General features: G+C 37.1%; 24 protein-coding genes. 16 read left to right on the top strand and 8 right to left on the bottom strand.

Translation table 11 applies throughout. From position 1 onward, the window contains the following. The first annotated feature begins 4 nt into the window (after window positions 1-4). The 6 genes from dnaG (at window position 5) to MHB53_RS25540 (ending at window position 6,532) form a co-directional block, all read left to right on the top strand. On the top strand, window positions 5-1,819 hold the full coding sequence (gene dnaG / locus MHB53_RS25515) for a DNA primase (RefSeq protein ID WP_340924072.1): 1,815 nt from the start codon (window positions 5-7) through the stop codon (window positions 1,817-1,819). A gap of 40 nt (window positions 1,820-1,859) precedes the next feature. Beyond that, complete coding sequence (gene rpoD, locus MHB53_RS25520) at window positions 1,860-2,990, top strand: RNA polymerase sigma factor RpoD (protein WP_340924074.1); 1,131 nt, start codon at window positions 1,860-1,862, stop codon at window positions 2,988-2,990. 247 nt (window positions 2,991-3,237) lie between these two features. Continuing rightward, complete coding sequence (locus tag MHB53_RS25525) at window positions 3,238-3,780, top strand: hypothetical protein (RefSeq protein WP_340924076.1); 543 nt, start codon at window positions 3,238-3,240, stop codon at window positions 3,778-3,780. A 497-nt stretch (window positions 3,781-4,277) separates the two neighbouring features. Continuing rightward, entirely contained in the window at window positions 4,278-4,634 is a 357-nt protein-coding gene (gene cccA, locus MHB53_RS25530; protein WP_340924079.1) for a cytochrome c550, read from the top strand. Window positions 4,635-4,712: 78 nt separating this feature from the next. Further along, window positions 4,713-5,417, top strand: coding sequence for a tRNA (adenine(22)-N(1))-methyltransferase (locus tag MHB53_RS25535; protein ID WP_340924081.1), 705 nt, complete (start codon window positions 4,713-4,715; stop codon window positions 5,415-5,417). Continuing rightward, window positions 5,414-6,532 carry a Nif3-like dinuclear metal center hexameric protein gene (locus tag MHB53_RS25540; protein ID WP_340924082.1) on the top strand — a complete coding sequence of 373 codons (1,119 nt, stop codon included), beginning with the start codon at window positions 5,414-5,416 and terminating at the stop codon, window positions 6,530-6,532. The genes MHB53_RS25535 and MHB53_RS25540 overlap by 4 nt, the downstream gene beginning before the upstream one ends. Before the next feature lie 128 nt (window positions 6,533-6,660). Here the strand turns inward: MHB53_RS25540 and MHB53_RS25545 are convergent, their stop codons facing one another. Further along, window positions 6,661-7,617: a 4-hydroxy-3-methylbut-2-enyl diphosphate reductase gene (locus MHB53_RS25545; RefSeq protein ID WP_340924084.1), complete on the bottom strand. Its 957-nt coding sequence runs from the start codon at window positions 7,615-7,617 to the stop codon at window positions 6,661-6,663. A 109-nt stretch (window positions 7,618-7,726) separates the two neighbouring features. After that, window positions 7,727-8,224, bottom strand: coding sequence for a VrrA/YqfQ family protein (vrrA, locus tag MHB53_RS25550; RefSeq protein WP_340924087.1), 498 nt, complete (start codon window positions 8,222-8,224; stop codon window positions 7,727-7,729). A 203-nt stretch (window positions 8,225-8,427) separates the two neighbouring features. Between vrrA and MHB53_RS25555 the strand changes: the two genes are divergently transcribed. Then, complete coding sequence (locus MHB53_RS25555) at window positions 8,428-9,744, top strand: DEAD/DEAH box helicase (protein WP_340924090.1); 1,317 nt, start codon at window positions 8,428-8,430, stop codon at window positions 9,742-9,744. 140 nt (window positions 9,745-9,884) lie between these two features. Then, the gene (locus MHB53_RS25560; RefSeq protein WP_340924998.1) at window positions 9,885-10,787 is read left to right on the top strand and encodes a deoxyribonuclease IV; all 903 of its coding nucleotides are present in this window, start codon (window positions 9,885-9,887) and stop codon (window positions 10,785-10,787) included. A gap of 160 nt (window positions 10,788-10,947) precedes the next feature. Here MHB53_RS25560 and MHB53_RS25565 read toward each other — a convergent pair whose 3' ends face one another. Continuing rightward, window positions 10,948-11,208 carry a DUF2624 domain-containing protein gene (locus tag MHB53_RS25565; RefSeq protein WP_340924094.1) on the bottom strand — a complete coding sequence of 87 codons (261 nt, stop codon included), beginning with the start codon at window positions 11,206-11,208 and terminating at the stop codon, window positions 10,948-10,950. Window positions 11,209-11,490: 282 nt separating this feature from the next. Here MHB53_RS25565 and MHB53_RS25570 point away from each other — a divergent pair, with 282 nt between their 5' ends. The 4 genes from MHB53_RS25570 to MHB53_RS25585 all read left to right on the top strand — a co-directional run bounded on the left by MHB53_RS25570 (window position 11,491) and on the right by MHB53_RS25585 (window position 15,236). Continuing rightward, window positions 11,491-12,276, top strand: a complete 786-nt coding sequence (locus MHB53_RS25570) for a metal ABC transporter ATP-binding protein (RefSeq protein ID WP_340924097.1) — start codon at window positions 11,491-11,493, stop codon at window positions 12,274-12,276. Then, window positions 12,276-13,127, top strand: a complete 852-nt coding sequence (locus MHB53_RS25575) for a metal ABC transporter permease (RefSeq protein WP_340924099.1) — start codon at window positions 12,276-12,278, stop codon at window positions 13,125-13,127. Before MHB53_RS25570 ends, MHB53_RS25575 begins: the two co-directional genes overlap by 1 nt. A gap of 9 nt (window positions 13,128-13,136) precedes the next feature. Further along, entirely contained in the window at window positions 13,137-13,556 is a 420-nt protein-coding gene (locus MHB53_RS25580) for a Fur family transcriptional regulator (RefSeq protein ID WP_340924101.1), read from the top strand. Window positions 13,557-14,075: 519 nt separating this feature from the next. Next, window positions 14,076-15,236 carry an IS256 family transposase gene (locus MHB53_RS25585; protein ID WP_340924574.1) on the top strand — a complete coding sequence of 387 codons (1,161 nt, stop codon included), beginning with the start codon at window positions 14,076-14,078 and terminating at the stop codon, window positions 15,234-15,236. Window positions 15,237-15,764: 528 nt separating this feature from the next. Here the strand turns inward: MHB53_RS25585 and MHB53_RS25590 are convergent. The 4 genes from MHB53_RS25590 to MHB53_RS25605 form a co-directional block, all read right to left on the bottom strand. Continuing rightward, window positions 15,765-16,358: a hypothetical protein gene (locus MHB53_RS25590; protein WP_340924102.1), complete on the bottom strand. Its 594-nt coding sequence runs from the start codon at window positions 16,356-16,358 to the stop codon at window positions 15,765-15,767. 180 nt (window positions 16,359-16,538) lie between these two features. Then, window positions 16,539-17,666 carry a flavodoxin-dependent (E)-4-hydroxy-3-methylbut-2-enyl-diphosphate synthase gene (gene ispG / locus MHB53_RS25595; RefSeq protein WP_445661485.1) on the bottom strand — a complete coding sequence of 376 codons (1,128 nt, stop codon included), beginning with the start codon at window positions 17,664-17,666 and terminating at the stop codon, window positions 16,539-16,541. 107 nt (window positions 17,667-17,773) lie between these two features. After that, entirely contained in the window at window positions 17,774-18,091 is a 318-nt protein-coding gene (locus MHB53_RS25600) for a hypothetical protein (RefSeq protein WP_340924104.1), read from the bottom strand. Between the two features lie 288 nt (window positions 18,092-18,379). Continuing rightward, complete coding sequence (locus tag MHB53_RS25605; protein ID WP_340924106.1) at window positions 18,380-18,892, bottom strand: DUF1189 family protein; 513 nt, start codon at window positions 18,890-18,892, stop codon at window positions 18,380-18,382. Window positions 18,893-19,047: 155 nt separating this feature from the next. Between MHB53_RS25605 and MHB53_RS25610 the strand changes: the two genes are divergently transcribed. Next, window positions 19,048-19,530 carry a DUF456 domain-containing protein gene (locus MHB53_RS25610; protein ID WP_340924108.1) on the top strand — a complete coding sequence of 161 codons (483 nt, stop codon included), beginning with the start codon at window positions 19,048-19,050 and terminating at the stop codon, window positions 19,528-19,530. A 121-nt stretch (window positions 19,531-19,651) separates the two neighbouring features. Then, the gene (sodA, locus tag MHB53_RS25615; RefSeq protein WP_340924111.1) at window positions 19,652-20,260 is read left to right on the top strand and encodes a superoxide dismutase SodA; all 609 of its coding nucleotides are present in this window, start codon (window positions 19,652-19,654) and stop codon (window positions 20,258-20,260) included. 108 nt (window positions 20,261-20,368) lie between these two features. Here sodA and MHB53_RS25620 read toward each other — a convergent pair whose 3' ends face one another. Continuing rightward, on the bottom strand, window positions 20,369-21,061 hold the full coding sequence (locus MHB53_RS25620; RefSeq protein ID WP_340924114.1) for a histidine kinase: 693 nt from the start codon (window positions 21,059-21,061) through the stop codon (window positions 20,369-20,371). Between the two features lie 487 nt (window positions 21,062-21,548). On the opposite strand from MHB53_RS25620, the gene MHB53_RS25625 reads away from it, so the two are divergent. Beyond that, the gene (locus MHB53_RS25625) at window positions 21,549-23,957 is read left to right on the top strand and encodes a Na+/H+ antiporter subunit A (protein WP_340924117.1); all 2,409 of its coding nucleotides are present in this window, start codon (window positions 21,549-21,551) and stop codon (window positions 23,955-23,957) included. Next, window positions 23,944-24,366: a Na(+)/H(+) antiporter subunit B gene (locus MHB53_RS25630; protein WP_340924120.1), complete on the top strand. Its 423-nt coding sequence runs from the start codon at window positions 23,944-23,946 to the stop codon at window positions 24,364-24,366. Before MHB53_RS25625 ends, MHB53_RS25630 begins: the two co-directional genes overlap by 14 nt.

A 24,366-nucleotide genomic window follows, 5' to 3' on the forward strand; every position in this document is an offset into this window, starting at 1 on the left:
TTTTGTGGCGGTAAAAATACCTGAAGAAAAAATCAATGAGTTGCGGCAAGCAGTTGATATTGTTGATGTCGTGAGTGATTATGTTCAGATAAAAAGGCAAGGTCGAAATTATTTCGGTTTATGTCCTTTTCATGGGGAGAACTCACCTTCCTTTTCCGTATCTCCTGAAAAACAAATTTTTCATTGCTTTGGCTGTGGGGCAGGTGGAAATGTATTTACCTTTCTAATGGACATAGATGGTATCACTTTCCGCGAATCAGTAGAAAGAATAGCGGAAAAAGGAAATATTCAGCTTGATATTGATACTACAAATACAGAAAATCGTCAACAGCAAATACCACCTGATCACCAACGAATGATCGAAGCTCATGAATTACTGGCAAAATTTTATCATCATCTGCTCTTAAATACGGATGAAGGGGCAAAAGCCCTCGAGTATTTACTGAACAGAGGCTTTACAAAAGAAAGTATAAGTAAATTCCAAATCGGCTATTCTTTACCAGAATGGGATTTTTCAGTTAAGTTCCTGGAGAAACGAGGCTTTCCTTTGGAATTAATGGAAAGAGCAGGGTTGATAGGGAGACGTGATAAAGATGAATCATACTTTGATCGATTCCGTAGCAGAATCATGTTTCCACTCCATAATGCCAAAGGTCAAATTGTTGGATTCTCTGCACGAGCTATAGAATCTGATGACCAGCCCAAGTATTTGAATACTCCAGAGACAGAACTTTTTAATAAGAGCACACTTCTATATCATTTTCATGAAGCAAGAAGTCATATCCGTAAACAAAACTTTGCTGTCATATTTGAAGGATTTGCAGATGTCATATCGGCAGACTTAGCTGGAGTTAAAAATGGATTGGCAGTAATGGGTACAGCATTTACGAAAAATCATGCTCAACAATTGCGAAGACTAGTTGATGAAGTTACATTATGTTTTGACTCGGATCAAGCTGGATTTGAAGCAGCATTCAAGGCTGGTACACTGCTTGTACAACAAGGGTTTAATGTGACAGTAGCTACTTTGCCGAATGGCTTAGATCCTGATGACTACATTCGAAACCACGGAGCAGACAAATTCCGTAAAGATGTAATAGGGAATGGCCATACCTGGATGGCATACAAATTAATATACTTTCGTCAGGGCAAGAATCTTCAAAATGAAGGAGAAAAGCTTCATTATATCGAAGAAGTTATAACGGAAATCAGTAAGCTTACAAATCCTGTAGAGCGGGATTTATATATCAGACAATTGGCTGAAGAATTTTCCTTGTCATTAGATGCATTAATGGAACAGTTAAAAACATTAGATAATACGCATCAAATAAAACCAAAAGAACAGCAGCAAATACAAAAAAATCCACCTGTCGCACCACGTTCCGCAAAAAAGTTACTTCCAGCACATATAGCGGCAGAAAGGCAATTGATTGCAAGAATGCTTCAAGATGAAGCAATTACTTATCGTGTCATAGAAATGCTTGGCGAAACCCCATTTTTTTATGATGAACATCAGGCAATCCTTACTTATTTATGTGGTTATTATGAAGAAGGTAATCATCCTGACTCGAGTAATTTCTTGCATTTTCTTCCTGATAAAAAGTTGCGTACGATTGTGGCAGAAATAGAAATGCTCTCAATTGACCATGAACATACTGAGCAAGAATTAAGAGATTACGTAAACCATGTGTTGAAATACCCGAAAATGTTAATGATAAAAGAAAAGCAATTGGAACAAAAAGCAGCGGAACGGAATAATGATCATTCCACAGCAATTAATATTGCAATGGAGATTATTGAAATTCGCAAATCTTTGTGAAAAATATTACGGTATGCAAATGCTGGAAGGAGGGGGACGTATGGCTGAAAAATCGGCTCGTTCCAATGAAACAGAAATAGAACTTACCCTAGACCAAGTAAAAGAACAATTACTTGAACAAGGAAAAAAGCAGGGTAGCTTAACATATGAGCTTATTGCAGGAAAACTTGCCAACTTTGATTTAGACTCAGATCAAATGGATGAGTACTATGAATTGCTTGGTGACCAAGGTGTAGAAGTCCTCGAGGAAAGTGAAGTAGATGGAGCAACTCCGGGATCCCCACAAGTTCAAAAGGAAAGTGAAGAATTTGATTTAAATGACTTAAGCGTACCTCCAGGTGTTAAAATTAATGACCCGGTTAGAATGTATCTAAAAGAAATTGGCCGCGTTAATTTATTATCTGCAGCTGAAGAAGTAGCTCTTGCAAAAAGAATCGAACAAGGTGATGAAGAAGCAAAGAAACGACTTGCTGAGGCTAATCTTCGTCTCGTTGTTAGTATTGCAAAGCGTTACGTAGGTCGCGGCATGCTGTTTCTTGATCTAATTCAAGAAGGAAATATGGGTTTAATAAAAGCTGTTGAGAAATTCGACTTTGAAAAAGGCTTTAAATTTAGTACGTACGCAACATGGTGGATTCGTCAAGCTATTACAAGAGCAATTGCTGACCAAGCGCGGACGATTCGTATTCCAGTTCATATGGTAGAAACGATTAATAAACTTATTAGAGTCCAAAGACAATTACTTCAAGATCTTGGCAGGGAACCAGCTCCTGAAGAAATTGCGGAAGAAATGGATTTAACACCAGACAAAGTACGAGAAATTTTAAAAATAGCCCAAGAACCGGTTTCGTTAGAAACGCCAATTGGTGAGGAAGATGATTCACACCTAGGCGATTTTATCGAGGATCAAGAAGCAACTTCACCTTCAGATCATGCTGCATATGAGTTATTAAAAGAGCAACTTGAAGACGTACTTGATACTTTGACAGATCGAGAAGAAAACGTACTTCGTCTTCGTTTTGGTTTAGATGACGGCAGGACGCGAACGCTTGAAGAAGTTGGAAAAGTTTTCGGTGTAACACGTGAGCGAATTCGTCAAATTGAAGCTAAGGCCTTAAGAAAATTGCGTCATCCTAGCAGAAGCAAACGTCTAAAAGATTTTCTTGAATAATCATATGCAATCCTTCGGTTTACTTCTGGTCACGGAAGTAAACCTTTTTTAGGCCCGGGTCACTTCGGTGTTGCCACAGGACGTGGCGAACCTAACCGAAGTTCCCTATAGCCAGCGCTTTTCCTGACCTACTTAGCTTGACGTTCCTTCATTAAGCATGTCGGAGACGTTTAAAACGCTTTCACAACAAAGGAAATCTCTTTACGATTTATCCCGAATATTTAAGTAAATAGGATGTGATCGGGCATTGAATGCTAATAGAAAAAAAGTCATTATATCTGAAATCAATTTTTGGAAACAAAACAATATGCTACCTGAACATTATTGCGATTATTTGCTTACTCTTTATTCAAAGGGAGAAGATATCCAAGAATCAGTCGAAAGAGCAAATAAATCAAAGTCTTTATTTACTGATGAACTTATTTTTAATTGTTTGTTTTTGATCATTATTTCTTTATCCCTTGTATTGACTTATTTTACTCATTTTTCATTCGCTTTGCAAACAGGAATATTGACGATTTTTGGTATATTTTTATTCTTATCCATTTTATATTATCAAAAGAACGGGAAAAAGAAGCTAATTATTTATATTACAGCTGCTTTTCTACTGCTGTTGTATATGGTGCAAATCAACAAATTCTTTTTTCATAGCGAGATGAACAATCTTTATACGCTGCTACTTATTAATTGTTTATTATGGGTAGTTGCAGGGATTTGGCGTAAGATTCCCTTTTTTACTATTTCTGGATTTGTAGCGGTATCAGTATTATTATTTTTTTTAGTAACATGATATTATAAATTATATTATTTGAAGCTAATAATGGTGATATTAATTCCGTGGCTGTTGATTACTAATAAAAGTGCGAAACGTTATCAAATTGAAACAAGAAGTTCGAGGCGAGAAGGTATGGAGGATCAGGTTTGCTCAGATGTGCTGATTTCCGTGTTGCCCACAGGACGTACGTACTTGCACAGGACGTGCTGGCCTCTGTGTTGCTCACAGGACGTAAGCGATCTTAACAGAGGATCATTCCTTAACAGAGGATCCTTTTCCTTTGTAGAAGCACCTAATTAGCAACGAGGAAATTCGCCGTTTATCATTTGGTGTTTTTTTAATCCTCTAAAATTGGTTTTTGCATTAAAATTGTTCAATATATATGTCTAATTATCGAAAAGTGAATGAATCTTCATACCTAAGGCTTTCACTTCTTACGTTTTTCGAGTAAAATGTAGTTGTTTGCATTAATGATTTTTTTACAGAAAGTTATTACATAAGGAGGGTTTAGTATGAAAAGAAATGCTATCGTTCCATATATTTTAATTATGGTGTTGGGACTAGGATTGATCTTTTTCCTTGGAATTAAAGGCGTTGGCGATTCGAAGGAAATAGCAAAAGAGCAAGAAGGTGGTCAAGAGGAAACTGTCGCATTTGAACCAGAAGCATATGCGAATAAATCTTGTATTACTTGTCATGGTGAAAACCTTGAAGGACAAGGAGCTGTACCTAACTTACATGGAACAGGCCTTTCTGAAGAAGAAGTTGCCGATATTTTAGCGAATGGTACAGAGGGCGGCATGCCTGCTGGCTTAGTTCCAGCTGAAAATGTAGAAGAAATGGCTGCATGGATTGCTGGACTTAAATAAAAGATGTACAGCAACAAATAAAAAAGTTCTTTGCTATTTGCAAAGAACTTTTTTACCTTTATTAATGAGGTGATAGGAATGAATATTGATAAATTATCTAAACGATTAGATTGTGTAGCTTCTTATATTATTCCAGGCATGAGGATTGCGGATATAGGTTCAGATCACGCTTATTTGCCTTGCCATGCAATAAGGAGAGGGATTGCTACTCACGCAATTGCTGGGGAAGTCGCAGAGGGGCCTTACCGAGCCGCAATACAGCAAGTGAATAGTAAGGGATTAACTGAATTAGTCGCAGTTAGAAAAGGAAATGGGCTAGCTGTAATCGAAGTTGGAGAAGTAGAGTGTATTGTAATCGCTGGAATGGGTGGCTCACTAATTACAGAAATACTAGAAGCAGGTAAGGAAAAACTTGAAGGAGTTAAACGGTTAATTTTACAACCGAACTTAGCAGCTAACAATATCCGACGTTGGATGTTAGAAAATGAGTGGCAACTGATTGACGAAAACATTCTTTGTGAAGATAATAAAAATTATGAAGTTCTTGTAGCAGAAAAAGGAAATGCGCGTCTTCCATATCAGGATTTAGAAAAAGGCATATTACTAGGACCATATTTATTAAAAGAAAAAAATCAGGTATTTCAACAAAAATGGCTGGATGAAATGCAACAATGGGAAAGAATACTTTTGCAGCTTAGTAAATCGGATAATAAAGCAAAATATATAGATAGGCAAAAGGAATTGATGGAAAAGATTAATTTAGTTAGGGAGGTATTGTCGTGAAAACCATCAATGGTTATGAATTTATTCAAATGTTTGAAGAGTTCTCTCCGAAAAAGCATGCGCTTGAAGGTGATCCAATCGGATTACATGTAGGTACATTGAATAAGAAGATTAAGAAAGTCATGATTGCTTTAGATGTTATGCAAGACGTCGTAGATGAAGCGATTGAAAAGGATGTAGATCTAATTATTGCTCACCACCCATTAATTTATCGACCACTGAAAAATATTTCAACAGAGGATCCAACAGGGAAATTGATCGAGCAATTAATCAAACATGATATAGCTGTCTATGCGGCGCATACGAACCTTGATGTATCCAGCGGAGGAGTAAATGATATGCTTGCTGTCGCATTAAAATTAGAGGATACGACGGTGCTTGTACCAACATACTCAGAAACACTCAAAAAGCTCGTAGTCTTCGTCCCTGAAGAAGATGAGGAGCAAATGTTACAAGCATTAGGTCACGCTGGCGCAGGAGCAATTGGTGAATATACTGAATGCTCCTTTTCATCCATAGGTACAGGGCGCTTTTTACCTGGGGGAAATACGAATCCACATATTGGAAAACGAGGAAAGCTAGAATGGGTGAAAGAAGTAAAAATAGAAACAGTCTATCCTGAGCATATAGAGAAGAAAGTAATAGCTGCTATGCTTAAGGCACATCCTTACGAAGAGCCAGCGTATGACCTATATTCGCTTGATTTACAGTCTGAACAGCTAGGTCTTGGAAGAGTAGGAGAACTAAGCGAAGAGATGAACCTACAAGCGTTTGCGGAATATGTAAAAGTTGCGCTCGATTCGGGTGGAGTTCGCGTTATTGGTGATCTTAATAGCCGTGTCAAAAAGGTAGCCATTCTTGGTGGGGATGGCAATAAATATATTAGCGCGGCTAAATTCAAAGGGGCCGATGCATATGTGACAGGTGATATTTATTATCACACGGCACATGATGCAATGAATATGGGGCTGAATATCGTTGATCCAGGACATAATGTGGAGAAAATCATGAAAAAGGGATTAACGAATATACTACAGGAAATGAGCGAGAAAAGGAATTACGAAGTAAAAATATTCGCCTCGGAAATAAATACGGACCCTTACATCTTTTTATAGAAGATGTTAAATAACTTTCCACTGCTTGTGAGAAACCAAGCTTACCAGCAAGGAGTTATAATCAACCATATCAAAAAAGCTGATCCAATTTCTTTGGATCAGCTTTTTAGTATGAAACAATATACTGATTAACTTGTAGGTAATTTTGGTTTTCTTACTTTTGGTAGTATTTTATTTAATGGAACTTTGTTTTCACGCACCCATGTTGATTGATCTATTGGATTAAATTGTTCTAGAAATGCAATCACTTCACGAACGATAGGTGTCGGTGTGGATGCGCCGGCAGTGACTGCAACTGTTTTAGCAGCTTTTATCCAGTCAATATCTATTTCGCTTACATCACCGACACGGTAGGCATTGGTGTGCGCAATCTCTTTCGATACTTGGGCTAAGCGATTTGAGTTATTGCTCATAGGATCGCCCACTACAATCAAGACATCTGCTACTCCAGCTTGTTTAGCGACAGCTTCCTGACGAACTTGGGTGGCAAGACAAATTTCTTCATGCTGTTCAGCCAAAGGGTATTTGTCCTTTACTTTATCCATAATTGCTTTAACATCCCATTGACTCATCGTTGTTTGATTTGTAACGATTATTTTTTCGTTATTCACATTAAGTTCATCAACGTCTTCTAAGGACTCTACAAGATGCACAATTTGTGGCGCAACGCCAACGGCTCCTTCTGGTTCTGGATGCCCTTTTTTACCAATATAAATGACATCGTATCCTTCTGCTTCTTTCTCCCGAATTAAATCGTGAGTAATTGTCACATCCGGACATGTTGCATCAATTGTAGTAAGTCCTTTTTTTTCAGCGATCTCTCGAACTTCAGGTGAAACACCGTGGGCAGTATAAATCACAGTACCGCTATTAACTTGTTCCAGTATTTCTTTACGGTTCGGTCCATCAAGTGTGATAATGCCATCTTCGGCAAAAGCATCTGTTACATGTTTATTGTGAACAATCATACCTAGAATATAGATTGGGCGTGGTAATGTTTTATCCAGTGCTGCATTACGGGCGATGACCATGGCATCAACAACACCATAGCAATAGCCACGTGGGGCGATCTTTATTATCTTCATTCAAATCCTCCTGACCGCAGGTTTAAGCCTGAAATCTATTGAACTCACATCTTTATTATATATAAATATGATAGAAAAGCCAATAGATGAGGTATTGAATACAAATAGATCAAGGGATATATAACTTTGGAACAGATTTTCCCTTCTGCTCCTTAGCGATTAAGTTCTCTGTTTTGATATCGCTATGTTTTACCTTTTTTTGAGCAATGTTTTCAGTTACTTTCGGTTGTTCTTCCTCCGATTCAACAGGAGTATCTTTAAACGCACGGTACATTTTCCACATGGATGGGATATTTTTAACAATAGGACCATATTGCTGAACCATTGGACCGAACTGCTTAGCTGTGCCTAATACTTGCTGTGTTTGGTTTAAAAAAGAATTGATCTTTTGCGGGTTAGCCAATCCTTGAAGAAAAGAAGTACTGGTACTTCCACTTCCACGACTAAAACCCTTGGCAGTATTTCCTATAGCTGCGTTACTATTCTTTTGAAATAAATTCGACAGGAAACTACCTCCCCCACCTCCAGGTCCTCGAGTATTACGCATTGCTCCGTGCGAGCGGGGCATTTGTCTTTGCATTGGCGGTCTCATCATATTACGTTGCATAGGATTATCCTCCTTTCTCAGCTACTATAATGTACATTATGCAACTCCTAATAAAAGGAGTAGTTAAATGGCATATGTATAGGGCTTTAAACAAAAAATCCCTGCCTATAAATTAGTAAAAAAGATAGCTCACATTGTACATGCTTTATTTATGGTTTATAATAATGGTTTGAGGGAGTTTCCCATTAAAGGAGTGAACGGATATGACTGAACATACATTTAATCGATTCCAGTTTAAATCATTTATAAATAAAGCAATTGAAGAATTGGGCTTTAGAGAACCTACTGAAATCCAAGAGAAAATGATTCCATTATTTTTAAAAGGTAAAAGTGCGATTGGACAATCGCAAACAGGGACTGGAAAAACTCATGCTTATATTTTACCGATGATTGAAGCTATTGATCCTGAAAGACAGGAAGTTCAAGCAGTCATTACTGCACCAACAAGAGAATTAGCAAATCAAATTTATCATGAAATACTCAAAATTACTCAGCACTTAGAAAACGAAACGATTACAACACGTTGCTATATCGGTGGAACGGATAAACAACGAACAATTAATAAGCTGAAGCAACAACCGCAAATCGTCGTGGGAACGCCAGGACGAATTAATGATCTTGTTAGAGAGCAAGCATTATTTGTGCATACAGCCTCTGTATTAGTAGTAGACGAGGCAGATTTAATGCTTGATATGGGTTTCCTCCAGGATGTAGACCAAATAGCTGGGAAAATGCCAAAAGAATTGCAGATGCTTGTATTTTCTGCAACGATACCGGAAAAATTAAAGCCTTTTTTAAAAAAGTATATGGAAAATCCTACATTTCAGCATGTGCAACCGAAGCAAATTTTTGCTGAAAATATCGAACATATCCTTGTACCTAAGCGCAGCAGAGAAAAAGTGGATCTACTCAAAGAAATGTTAATTTCATATAACCCATACTTGGCGCTTGTGTTTGTAAATACAAAACAAATGGCAGAGAAAGTGGCAGGTCAATTAAGTGAACGAGGATTAAAGGTCGGAAGAATTCATGGCGATTTAACTTCTAGGGATCGTCGGAAAATGATGAAACAAATTCGTGATCTAGAGTATCAATATATTGTTGCAACGGATTTAGCAGCAAGGGGCATCGATATTCAAGGAATTAGCCACGTAATCAATTATGAGCTTCCAAGAGACCTAGACTTTTATATACATCGAACAGGGCGTACAGCCAGAGCGGGAAACAAAGGATTGGCCGTTACAATATATGAGAACTCTGATGAAGATGCTTTGGTTCAAATCGAGAAAATGGGAATTGAGTTTACTCACCTTGATTTAGTCAAGAACGAATGGGTCGAAGTAAAAGAACGTAATCGCCGGAAAAACAGGAAAAAGTCTGTAGATGAAGTAGACATAAAGGCACGAAAATTTGTAAGAAAACCTACGAAAGTAAAACCGGGTTATAAAAGGAAAATGCAAGAACAAATAGATCAAATAAAAAAACGAGAACGTCGAATAAGTAAACAAAGGAAAAAGTAAACTCGTTTCAGCGAGCTTAAACATCGGGGAATCAGGTGGGGATTCTACCCGCCTGATTGGTAAATCCCACCTACGCTTCACTTTGACTTTGAGGTGGGGGTCTTTAAAACCTAAAGAAAAATAAAGGAGAGGGATAAATGATGTTGAAGATTGGTTCTCACGTGTCAATGAGTGGAAAGAAAATGCTCCTCGGTGCGAGCGAGGAAGCAGTATCATATGGCGCTAACACATTGATGGTGTATACGGGAGCACCGCAAAACACACGCAGAAAGAATATTGAGGACTTAAATATTGAAGCCGGGTTATTGCATATGAAGGAAAATGGAATTGAAGAATTCGTGGTGCATGCTCCTTATATTATTAATATTGGTAATACAGTCAAACCTGCTACATTTGAGCTTGGTGTAAACTTTTTGCGCTCAGAAATAGAAAGAACGGCAGCAATTGGCTCTAAGCAAATTGTTCTCCATCCTGGAGCGCATGTAGGTGAAGGTGCTGAGAAAGGGATTCAAAAGATCATCGAAGGTCTGAACGAGGTATTAACGAAAGATCAAGAAGTACAAATAGCACTTGAGACGATGGCTGGAAAAGGGACAGAGTGTGGTAGAACATTTGAAGAATTAGCAGCAATTATCGATGGAGTCCATCATAATGACAAGCTATCTATTTGTTTTGATACATGTCACACGCATGATGCTGGCTACGATATAGTTAACGATTTCGACGGTGTGCTAGAAGCTTTTGATAAAACAATTGGTATAGAACGGATAAAGGTCCTTCATATTAACGATAGTAAAAATGAATGTGGGGCTAAAAAAGACCGACATGAAAACATTGGATTTGGATATATTGGTTTTGATGCGTTAAACTATATCGTTCATCATCCGCAGTTAATCCAAATACCAAAAATTTTAGAAACACCTTTTATCGGTGAAGATAAGAAAAATAAAAAAGCACCATATAAACACGAAATAGAAATGATTAAAAATAAAGTATTTGATGAGCAAATTCGTGAGAAAATGCTTGATCCTATCATAAAATAACCCAAAGCTAAATGAAGCCTAATCTACTAGGCTTTCATTTAGCTTTTTAATTGGATGTAAAGATAGTTTTTCTAATAGTTGGATACATATTATTGTTTACGATGTACTAGTGCAGAAGTTTCTAGATTCGAGATTACTCGGCAATTAGCCTTCATTTTTCCTATAATCCAGCTGTATGTTGTATAAATAATTTATTAAGCTCTTTTGCTGTTTTCGGACCTGATACTTTAGCGATTTCCTTAATAATTTGTGCTCTCGTTTTGTCGTCAAAAATATCAAAATGCTTTCCATGTAAGTATTTAGCAATCTGTTCAGCTTGTGGTCTAGCCAGTTCCATATTAATTTCACCAGCATACTTTAATAATTCATCTGCAGTTATGTTGTTCATTTTGGAATTTACCATATTTTTCAACAAATTCATTGGACATCACTCCTCATCCAAATGTATGTTTAATAAAGATGAATCGTGACACAAAAATTCCGCCAATTTTTATGCCTTTAGATTAAGTCGGCGTTCAAATCGATATGTATCTATAGATAGCCCACGTTAAAGAGTGGTATCATCTTAAACTTTGCTCAGCAGACGCTACTATTTATAACATTTCTGTATAAAAAGCCAATCTGTTTACAAGTCAAGTTTGGTTGTGTATAATTTCTTATGTAGTAAATCGTAATGATTCTGATTATAAGAGGATGTATGTAAATGACACTAAAAGCTATTATTGAAATAAATGATATAAGTTTTCGTTATGATCGAGAAAATGTATTGGAAAATATAAATTTAACAATTCCATCTGGTGCATTCCTTGGACTTGTTGGTCCCAATGGATCAGGAAAATCGACGTTGCTAAAATTAATCCTTGGATTATTAAAGCCTCAAGAAGGGGAAATAACATTATTCGGACAACCGCAAGATAAATTTAAAGAATGGAATCGAATTGGGTTTGTTTCACAAAAAGCGAATTCTTTTAATAGTGGTTTTCCAGCAACTGTCTACGAGGTAGTTGCAAGTGGATTAACTGGGAAAATCGGCTTATTTCGTTCTCTTGGACATAGTAGAAAAAATGATGTTATGGAAGCTGTTAGATCGGTCGGATTAGAAGAATTTATTAACCGAAATATCGGAGAACTATCGGGCGGACAACAGCAACGGGTATTTATTGCACGGGCAATTGTTTCAAAGCCAGATATTCTTATTCTAGATGAACCAACAGTTGGTGTAGATGCAAAAAATGTAAAGTCTTTTTATGATATGCTTGATATATTAAATAAAGAGTTAGGCATTACATTGTTATTAGTCACCCATGATATAGGGACAATTAGCAATAAAGTTACCCATGTGGCATGTTTAAATAAGCATTTGCATTTCCATGGTATGACAGATGAATATGAGAAGCTAAGCCCTGAAGAAATGTCGTCTTTTTATCAGCATGATGTGCACGTGCTTACGCATGAACATGAGTCCCATTATGAAGGTGGGTACAAATAATGATTACTGCTATTTTTCAATATGAATTTTTAAAAAATACATTTTTAACCGGTATATTAATTGGATTGATCGCTCCGTTACTTGGTACTTTTATTGTTGTAAGAAGACTCTCATTAATAGCCGATGCGCTAAGCCATGTGACACTTGCAGGTATTGCAGCAAGCCTTTTTTTAAGTAAAAAGGTATTGTTTTTCGCGGGGATGAATCCACTCTATTTTGGAATGGGCTTTTCTGTACTGGGTTCCATATTTGTTGAACGTTTAAGATCAGTATATAAGCATTATCAGGAACTCGCTATCCCGATTATTTTATCGGGAGGAATCGGTATTGGTGTTATCTTTATTTCATTAGCTGATGGTTTTAATACTGATTTACTCAGCTATTTATTTGGGAGTGTCAGCGCAGTTAGCAGAACTGATCTATATGTCATTATAGCAGTCAGTATTTTTGTTGTTCTAGCAGTGGTCTTATTATATAAAGAACTTTTTTTATTATCATTTGATGAGGAACATGCAAAAGCGTCGGGAATTCCGGCCAAGGCTATCCACTTTCTATTCATGGTCATGATAGCTTTGGTTATTGCAGCATCGATGCGTATAGTAGGTATTCTGTTGGTGTCCGCTTTAATGACATTACCTGTAGCCGCAAGTATGAGAATTGCTCGCGGATTTAAACAAACTATTTATCTTTCGATATTATTTGGGGAAATTTCGGTTATTGGTGGGCTAATAAGTGCTTATTATTTGGACCTTGCTCCAGGTGGGACAATCGTGATGATTGCCATTGTTATATTAATTAGTGTTATTGGTTTTAAAAAAATTCAAAGTAAACGACCGATGAATATAAATTGAGGTGAGGACATGCATATTACTGAAGCAATTCAGACAGTAAAAGATCGAGGATATAAAGTTACTGGAAAGCGGGAGCAAATGCTAGAAGTATTTACTACTAATAATAAATATTTAACCGCTAAAGATGTGTTCGAGCTAATGCAAGATGATTTTCCTGGCCTAAGCTTTGATACAATATATCGGAATTTATCACTATTCTTTGAATTAGGTATCTTAGAATCTACGGAGCTTGCGGGAGAAAAGCATTTTCGCTATGCATGTACAACTCATGATCATCATCATCATTTTATCTGTTTAACATGTGGAAAGTCGAAAGCGATAGAAGCATGTCCGATGGAATTTGTTACGGAGGATTTGCGAGATTATGAAGTGGCAGATCACAAGTTTGAAATCTACGGAAAGTGTCCGAAATGCAAGAGTGCTTCATAAAATATGTGCACTGAAAAAGTATAGGGGCATGTTTTTGTGAAGTTTGTGGAAAAAAATATGGGACCGCAAGATCCGTCTGTATAACGGTGGGCCTACAACAAAAGAAGCCAATTTGGCTTCTTTTGTTGTAGGAAGCCCCTTTTTAGATATATGACGCTTGTTTGCTCATTTATGAGCAATGTTAGTTTATCGGAATGAACAAACAAACGTTCGGCAAACGGTAGTGTTTTTAACCCAGCCCTTCGAAAAAATTGTAGTAGAGAAGGTTTTTTATTTTTCGAAATACCATATTAATGAACGGACATGCCTATCCAGTAAATTCTACGGGTGGCTTGTAAAATATGGCGAGCGTCCAGTAAATCCCGTGGGTGGCTTGTAAAGTAAGGCGAGCGGCCAGTAAATCCCGTGGGTGGCTTGTAAAGTAGATAGAGTCCGTATAATTGTGTAAAAAGAAAAGGTCTCATCAAGACCTCATGTTACAATGTTTTCAACCACGATCACATTGAGGAGGAATTGATGATGACCCAACTTAATTTTAACCTAGATATTGAAATTTTAAAAGACTCAGTGCTAAATTCAAACCTGGAAGCGGTAGTAAAATCCACGATTGTACTTGTCCTAAATGAATATATGGAGAAGGAACGCGATGATTATCTCCAAGCAGCTGCCTACGAGCGCTCGATCGAACGCATTGATTACCGAAATGGCTACTACGAGCGAGAGCTTCTCCTTAGTATTGGAAGGGTTCAACTGCGAGTCCCGAGAACCCGTGAGGGACACTTTTCTCCCTCCGTGTTTGAAAGGTTTTCCCGTGTCGATCAGGCTTTTGTATTGTCGATGTTAGAGATGGTGGTCAATGGGATTTCCACTCGAAAAGTCACAAATGTCGTTCAACAACTGTGTGGAGAAAACGTCTCTAAATCGTTCGTATCTTCGCTTACTGGAAAGCTAGATCCAATCGTAAATGAGTGGGCAAACCGCCCCCTAAATACCATGTACTATCCGTACGTTTATGCAGATGCTATGTATATCAAGGTCCGGGAACATAATAAAGTGATTTCCAAGGCAGTTTATATCGCTACAGCGATAAATGAAAACAAGAGACGTGAAGTGATTGGACTAAAAATCGATCATGTTGAGAGTTTTGAGGCATGGCAAGGATTCTTCCAACACCTGAAAGGACGTGCTCTTCAGTCTCCAAAACTTATTATTTCAGACGCTCATGAAGGACTGAAAAAAGCAATTCAGCGGGAATTCATAGGCACTTCTTGGCAACGTTGCACTGTCCATTTTAAACGGAATATCATTGAACGATTGCCAAAAAAAGAATCAAAACAAATAATCGCTGACATGAGGCGCATCTTTAATAGTATTTCAGTAGAAGAAGCTCGCCAATATAAAGAGCAATTTGTCGATAAATATGAAGAAGAAGCAAAGGTCCAGAAAGCAATTGAAATTTTAGAGGATGGCTTCGAAGATGCCATTCAATTTCTCAACCAGCCTTCTCGTTATCATCGTTATCTAGCGAGCACAAATTCACTTGAAAGGCTTAATCAGGAGGTTCGCAGGAGAGAAAGAGTCATACGTATCTTCCCGAATAATCAATCTGCATTTCGACTTATCGGTGCAATACTAATGGATTATGAAAACAGAGAACGAAGCGGAAAAAAGAGTTTATAAAATGACAATTTCATCAAGTGAAAAGGGGGTACCCCCTTTTCACTTGATGAAATAAAATAGCCAACTCTAACTAAATATCATAAAGAAAAAATTGTAAACTAAATTACACAATTGTCTGGACTTGACTAGCAAATCCCGTGAGTGGCTTGTAAAGTAAGGCGAGCGTCCAGTAAATCCCGTGAGTGGCTTGTAAAGTAAGGCGAGCGGCCAGTAAATCCCGTGAGTGGCTTGTAAAGTAAGGAGAGCGGCCAGTAAATCCCGTGAGTGGCTTGTAAAGTATAGCGAGTGGCCAGTAAAATCCTATGAGTGGCTTGTAAAGCATGGCGAGCGGTTAGTAAATCCTATAAGTGGTTAGTAATCCGCCTATATAGGTGAAATATTTAATAAATAAATGTGAAATTATCCTATATTCAACAAGTAGGGATAAAGTTTATTCATTCGGATAGTTTGAATTAGGTTTTAAGCTAATAATGTGAATCGTAATTAATAAAGGCTGCCAAAATTTTCTTCGACAGCCCAAGAAGCCAATTATGCTTTCTGTTTGGTTTTTATATTTGCAGTTTCTAGCCAATTCCCAACCCAGTCCTCAGCTTCTTTCCAGTTATAGACGCGAATTACCTGCTCTGGAGCAGGTTTTCTATTATACGGTGTATCGAAAAGGATAACAGGAATATTCAATTCTTCAGAGATGGCTACTGCATTATCATGCTTATCTTCAAAGAAAAGATCAACTTTATGTCTTTTAGCTGTGGCAACCTTATCGTGGGAACCAATTAATTCAATATGATGATAATCAATATCCTGCGTATTAAACCATGCCTCGGTTACATCTCTGAGCGTGTTTTTTCTTGCACTAATGAAGTATAATTCATGGTCCTTGATCCATTTTGACAACACAGACTTGGCTCCGTTTGCTAGCGGAGACTGTGAATAAATTTCTGGCTCAGCCGTCACAAACCAGTTATAAAAAGTATTCTTTGACACATTTATGCATTCAGTAATTTCATATTCCGTAAGATCGTCCAAAGTAATGTTTAAATGAAAAGCTTTATTTATAAAAGGTACAAGGGACGTGGGGCATGTAACTGTGCCATCAATGTCTATACCAAATCTTTTTTGCAATGATATATTCTCCTTTGTAAAAAGATAAGAAAGTAAAAGTTTTTCAACGTTTACGCGCCCACATCGTGTGGACACAGTTTGTACGTCTCGAACAGGGCGCTTGTGTTTTCTTATCAATATTCTGATTTTGTATAAATTGTTATAAAAACAGCACGGATATGTGACCGTGCTGTTTCTATATTAATTTACGATATTTTGTTTTGTTTCTTCTTCTTCTTCTTCTTTTTGCTTTTTGAAATACTCTTCTGCCATGATGTCTATCTCTTTTTTTAGTTCCTCAACCATAGTTGCTTCTGGAACTTTTCTAACCGTTTTTCCTTTTTTGAATAATAGTCCTTCACCGCGTGCCCCTGCAATGCCGATATCGGCTTCACGAGCCTCACCTGGCCCATTTACAGCACAGCCTAAGACGGATATCTTTAATGGTGCTTTAATATGTTGAATATATTCTTCTACTTCATTGGCAATACTAATTAAATCAATTTCAATTCTTCCGCATGTCGGACATGAAACAAGTGTTGCAGCATTCGAGATAAGGCCGAATGATTTCAATAGTTCACGAGCCACTTTTATCTCCTCAACGGGATCTGCACTAAGTGAAATACGCAAGGTATTACCAATGCCTTTACTTAAAATGGCACCAAGCCCAGCTGCACTTTTAATCGTTCCAGCAAATAGAGTGCCACTTTCTGTAATACCTAGATGAAGTGGGTAGTCAAAAGCTTTTGCAGCTTTTTCATATGCTTCAATTGCTAGTGGAACATCAGATGCTTTCATAGATACAATAATATCGTGAAAGTCTAAGTCTTCAAGAATCTTTATATGGTGAAGCGCACTTTCAACCATACCGTCTGCAGTAGGATAACCGTATTTTTTAATAATATGTCTTTCTAAGCTTCCGGCATTTACACCAATCCGAATTGGGATACCTTTTGCTTTTGCTGCTTTTACAACGGCTTCTACTTTCTCACGGCGTCCAATATTGCCCGGATTGATTCGAATTTTATCTGCTCCGCCTTCAATTGCGATTAATGCTAGTTTATAGTCAAAATGAATATCAACAACGAGGGGGATAGTGATTCTTTTTTTGATTTCTTTGATAGCGTGCGCCGCTCTTTCGTCGGGGCATGCTACCCTAACCATTTGACAGCCAGCCTCTGTTAAACGATTAATCTCGTTGACTGTTGCTTTAACGTCATGTGTTTTCGACATAGTCATACTTTGAATAATTAGCTCGTCGCTTCCTCCGATCGTCAAATTACCAACTTTTACGGGACGTGTTTTAGAACGATGTATTATTTCACCCAAGGGTATTTCTCTCCTTTTAATAAACGAAGAATTTTATAGTTACTAATCTATTGTATCAATATTATATCTATCTTGACAACATTCAACTATTAAAGTAAACAGGTAAATCAGTGGTATAATGGGAATTTATATGTATGACCAGCCTGGATTTGTTCCGGTTTCACTCCGTTATTGTACTCGGTAAAGTCTTTTACGGCTTGTTCGATTGATACGGGCAATACTCCAGGACTTAACTGTTCAAGTATTGATAACACTGTTTCGCCTCGTTTCATTTCGACAAGTGTATAGGGAAGTGTGCTAATAATGTTTTTTTCGATTGTTGAAGCGTCTGCTGTTTCATTAGCTGGAAGTGTACCGACCGTTAAATCATGATACATACTGTATATTACAATTAGTCCTACCATTAGTGCTGCAATGTTTTTCATGTTTAATCCCACCCCTCATCATATAGATACTCATCTATATGTGAGGGGTGGGATAAATATGATTAAAAAGGATGTTCAAAAAGTCATCAAATGATAAACGGCGAATTTTTTCATTGGTAATTAGGTACTTCTACTAATCTACTAAGGAAATCCTCTGTTAAGGTCGCTCACGTCCTGTGAGCAACACAGAGGTCAGCACATCGTGTGCAAGCCCGATCATCAAAACCTTCGCGCCTCGAAATTCTTGTTTCTAAGTTGGTACCTTTTTGAACACGTACTATTAAGTCATTATTTATTTTTCGGTTTAGGTATTTTTAATATGCTCGCACATATATAAATCAATGATACGGCCAGATCGATAATGAGTGCTCCAGGTATGACAAGGTCAAATAGGGCTAGAACACCAAATGAAAAAGTGGTGAATGTAATGCTAAATGCTGTTAATCTCCAACTTTGTCTGTATGGTAAGTTCCGTTTAAGTATTTTCGCTAGTAACAGAGCGATTGCGGCCAGCACTGTTATTTTAAAAATAATTACTCCGGCATTGAAAATATACATAAACAGAATATATATTGGTAAAATGATCATCAAACTACCGGTATCAAAATCGAATCCTGGCACTAGAATGGATGAATCTTTACCCGCAGCCAACGCTTGGATGAGGCCAGGTAAAAAATAGAGTAGAGCAAGAAAAAACACATATTGTAGGGTTTTACCAATACCTGCAAATCTAAACTTAGCAATATGTTTTACTGAATAAATACTTTTAATAAACATCGAAAAGATAGTAATATTTTTCATGCAATCACTTCCTATAACAATATTCAATCTTCTATAGTGTAGATGTGGTCATGTGAATAATTCAAGGTTTTTTGAAAATATTACTTAATTGTTCGGAAATAAGCTGTTTTTATTGATGAAAATAGGGAAATGATCGTAAAGAGAGGGGGTATCATATGGAGACAGTGTATTGGATTCTTATTATTATTCTTATAATTATTGCCTTTATCGGGCTTGTCTATCCTATTATCCCAAGTGTGATATTTTTACTGGGATCATTTATCTTGTATGGATTATTATTCTCATTTGAGCCATTTAATTGGTTGTTTTGGATAATACAAACGTTATTCGTTATGTTGCTATTTTTTGCAGATCATTTAGCCAATTTAATTGGAGTGAAGAAATTTGGTGGGTCAAAAGCTGGGATGTGGGGGAGTACAATCGGTATATTAGTCGGTCCATTTGTCATTCCGGTGTTTGGTATTTTAATTGGCCCATTTCTTGGAGCGGTAATTGGAGAAATAATTGTTAATAGAACAAAATTTACTTTAGCTTTAAAAATTGGTCTGGGTTCTGTTGTTGCTTTTATTAGCAGTGTGGTAGTAAAAGCCATTATTCAATTAGTGATGGTAGGATACTTTTTGTTTCTCGTTCTCTAATATATATTCTCAGTGAATTCTCAGGCATAAAGTTTGAAAGAAGTTTCCAATTTTGATAATCTTAGTCTGTAGAACTTGAATCATTTAATGATTCAAAAAAATTACATAGGAGGAATTATAAATGGCATATGAACTACCGCAACTTCCTTATGGATACGATGCATTAGAGCCCCATATCGATAAGGAAACAATGAATATTCATCATACAAAACATCATAACACATACGTGACTAATCTAAACAAAGCGCTCGAAGGAAATGCTGAGCTGGCAGGCAAATCTGTTGAAGACTTAATTTCGGATCTTGATTCTGTTCCTGAAGCTATTCGTACAGCAGTCCGCAATAATGGTGGGGGACATGCAAACCATTCATTATTCTGGAAACTTCTTTCAGCAGATGGTGGCGGAGAACCAACAGGTTCCCTTGCTGAAGCAATTAATAGCAAATTTGGAAGCCTAGATAATTTTAAAGAACAATTTGCTGCTGCAGGAGCAGGACGTTTCGGTTCTGGTTGGGCTTGGTTAATCTTGAAAAATGGAGATATTGAAATTACTAGTACTCCAAACCAAGATAGCCCACTAATGGAAGGTAATACGCCTTTATTGGGATTAGACGTATGGGAACATGCATATTATTTAAAATACCAAAATCGCCGTCCGGAATATATGGGTGCATTCTGGAACGTCGTTAATTGGGATGAAGTTCAAAAGTTATACGATGCAGCAAAATAATAAATTATAAACCAGGGTGTTCGAGAGGTTAGCTCTTGAACACCCTGGTTTTATGTCGTGCACCCTGGCTAGTGCATTTTTTGATTAGTCCGGTTTTGGCGGGCGTCATTAATCCTTAAAAACTTCTTCTTTCATATATGGACAGAATTGAATAGGTTCGGTGATTTTATCGTCCGTAATATGGACCTGGCATGTTTTATCATGCTTCATAAACTTAAAAACCCCATTATTGAAATCCGTACCAATTTCTTTGTAAAATATTCCTTCATGCTGAACTTCCTTTGAACTTGAAAAACTCAGTCGATAATTGTCTCCATCTTTCACAAGATAACCACGAACACCTTTTTCAAAAAAATCTTCTTCTTCTTCGCTTTTAATCGAACGATCGAGTGAAACAACATGGAAATCAACAAATGGAATATTTCTTAATAAAACATTTAGGAAGGAGCCTTTAGTGATTTCTTCCCATCTACTTTGTGCAGTTTGGCCAATGATAATTTGTGTAATATTATGATTATGTGCTATTTCGGCTATTACTTTACTCGAATGCCGTTTTTCATTATCTTTGAGAATAAAATCGTCAATATCTAATTCCTCAACTAGTTCTTTCCAACGTTCAACATATCCAGATTTTTCCGCATCAAATTCATCATATGGAAGTGGATCAACCGTTAATATATATAAAGGACAATCCATGATACTCGCCATTTTATGACCGCGTCTAATTAGACGTTCCCCATTCGGACCGTAATATACACAAACAAGAATACTCTCATCCATACGCCCTTTAACTTTTTTCATGGCGAAAATCACCTCTTTTATCATAATCATTAATACAATAGTTTTTGTGCATTCGAATAATATAATTAAAACTTAATTATCATAGTCGATTAGGTGCATTATTGCAAGCTTGATTTACTTAAGCATTTGGAAAAGTAAATGAACGAATCTTGTGCCTATACAATATACAGTGAAAAAAGTTACTAATCGTGCATGCAAAATGTGTTTAGTGTATAATTTATGGTAAATATAAATATACTGTGTAGTCGCTAGTCCAACAATATCAAATGGTTTGACCAATTGATATATATACCCCATAGGTAATGAAAGAATTAATAGAAAATCTACACTTTCATTATTGTTATACAACCCATTTTTTACAGAATATTTCAATTGTTTTATGCCGTCTTGATATGCTAAATATACAGTTCTGAGTTTTATACTATCCATAGGGCTTGGGCTTTAGGACTGCATTCCTCAAAAATGATCATGAATTGGAGGTTTAGTTTTGCTTATTATCATCACGATTTTACTCCCGTTTTTAGCCGCAGCACTTATTCCATTCTTTTATAAACGTTTATCACGAATACATATAGGTTGGTTTGTCCTTGCTGTGCCAGTCATTCTTTTTATCATGCTCGCTCGCTATGTTCCATCCATTGCAAAAGGAAGTACATATTTAAATACCATCGAATGGATTCCTACGTACGGTATCAACTTTTCTACCTATTTGGATGGTCTTAGTATGATTTTTGGTCTTCTGATCACAGGTGTAGGTAGCTTGGTCATACTGTACTCCATTTACTATTTATCTGCAAGGGAATCCCTACATCATTTCTATATTTACTTGCTTTTGTTTATGGGCGCAATGCTTGGTGTCGTATTGTCTGATAATATTTTTGTATTATATGTGTTCTGGGAATTAACAAGTATCTCTTCTTTTTTGTTAATTGCATTTTGGTATCATCGGAAGGGATCAAGATATGGCGCTCAAAAATCATTATTGATTACTGTGAGTGGTGGGATAGCCATGCTCGCAGGTTTTATCATGGTTTATATTATGGCAGATACATTAAGTGTTCGAGAGCTTATTTCATCTTTGAATGATTATATTGATCATCCGCTATTTCTTCCAGCGATGTTATTGGTGCTACTTGGAGCATTCACAAAATCAGCTCAATTCCCATTCCATATATGGTTACCTGATGCAATGGAAGCTCCTACACCAGTTAGTGCTTATTTACATTCAGCGACAATGGTTAAAGCAGGTATTTATCTGGTTGCGCGTCTAACACCCGTTTTTGGCGGCGATTATGTTTGGTTTTGGGTTGTCAGTGGGATCGGTATTTTCACATTGTTTTGGGGCTCCTTTAATGCAGTACGCCAAGTTGATCTCAAGGCATTACTTGCCTATTCCACGATTAGTCAACTTGGCTTAATAATGAGTTTGTTTGGCCTTGGATCTGCTGCACTTCACATAGGGTATAGCACAGATTCGGTTATATATACACAAGCAACATTTGCCGCACTTTTTCATCTCGTTAATCATTCTACGTTTAAAGGTGCACTTTTCATGGTTGTTGGTGTAATTGACCATGAACTAGGCACAAGGGATATCCGTAAATTGGGAGGCTTAATGGCTTTAATGCCGATTACTTTTTCTATCGCAATCATTGGGAGCTTCTCAATGGCGGGATTACCTCCTTTTAATGGCTTTTTAAGTAAGGAAATGTTTTTTGAATCAGTTGTTAAAATAACACAACTTGATATCTTTTCATTAGGAACTTGGGGATATCTTTTCCCGGTTATTGCTTGGATTGCTAGTATTTTTACATTTGTCTATTGTATGATCATCGTTTTTAGAACGTTTCTAGGGCCATATCAGCCTGAAAAATTAGAGCATAAAGGGCAAGAAGCACCTTTCAGGATGCTAATAGCACCAAGTATTCTTGCAATTTTGGTAGTCGGTATATTCTTTTTCCCTAATCTAGTCGGTAACTATTTACTAAAACCGGCAATGGCAAGTATTTATCCGACTTTTTCTGACGTAGAAGAACTAGTTCCACATATTTCCGCTTGGCATGGTTGGAACACGCCTTTATTAATGACGATTGGAGTTATAATTATAGGGTTAATATTGTTTCGAATTCTTCGTTATTGGAAACCTGTGTATCGTCTGTTTCCGCCAGGTTGGAGCTTGAATGCTCTATATAATTACACTCTTATGCAAATGGAGCATCGTTCTTCAGAAATTACAAAATCATATATGACAGGTAATCTTCGCGATTACGCACTATATGTATATCTTTTCTTTTTCACTGCTGTTGGAGGTGGATTATTCTTTACAGATGCGTTTAATTTCGACGTGTCCAGTAATGCGCCAATCAGGGTGTATGAGTGGATATTAGTCTTTGTTATGATGACAGCTGGTGTTGCGATTCTATTTTCTAGATCTCGCTTGACAGCTACTTTACTGAATGGGGTTCTTGGATATTCGATCGCTATATTCTTTGTTTTATTCCGTGCTCCGGATTTGGCACTTACTCAACTTGTTGTAGAGACTGTAACAACTGCTTTATTCCTATTATGTTTTCGATTCTTACCTGAATGGAAGAAGGAGACATATAGACCGCGGAAAAAAATGGTTCATGCGTTTATCGCTATCTCCACTGGAACTATTGTTACGCTTATTGCCTTGTCTGTACAGAGTAATAATACGTTTGAAACAATTTCTATATACTTTGAAAATGCGTATGAACTTGCAGGTGGTAATAATATTGTTAATGCCATTTTAGGTGATTTCCGGGCATTCGATACAATGCTAGAAGTTGTCGTACTATTTATTGCTGGACTTGGTGTATATACATTAATTAAGCTAAAGGCTGGAAAGGGGGAGCAGGACATTGAAAATAAATGATGTTATTTTACAAACAGTTACACGAATAGTCGTTTTTATCATCTTAACGCTTGGAGTATATCTGTTTTTATCAGGTCACAATAATCCAGGTGGCGGTTTTATTGGTGGTCTTGTTCTTGCCTCAGCCATTGTGCTACTTTATCTTGCTTATGATATAGAAACAGTCCATAAAGGAATTCCATTCGATTTTAAGCGGGTTGCTGCTCTTGGTGTTTTGATTTCAGTCACTAGTGGATTTGGGGCGCTTTTATCTGATTCTCCATTTTTAAGCCAGGCGTTTTCTTATTTTAATCTACCTGTTTTTGGAAAAACGGAACTGGCAACTGTGATTATATTTGAGGCCGGTGTTGCCTTAACTGTTGTTGGTGTAGTAGTAACAATTATTTTGAGTATAAGTGAGGATGTGTAG

Source organism: Bacillus sp. FSL K6-3431, from assembly GCF_038002605.1.
Lineage (GTDB): Bacteria > Bacillota > Bacilli > Bacillales > Bacillaceae_C > Lederbergia.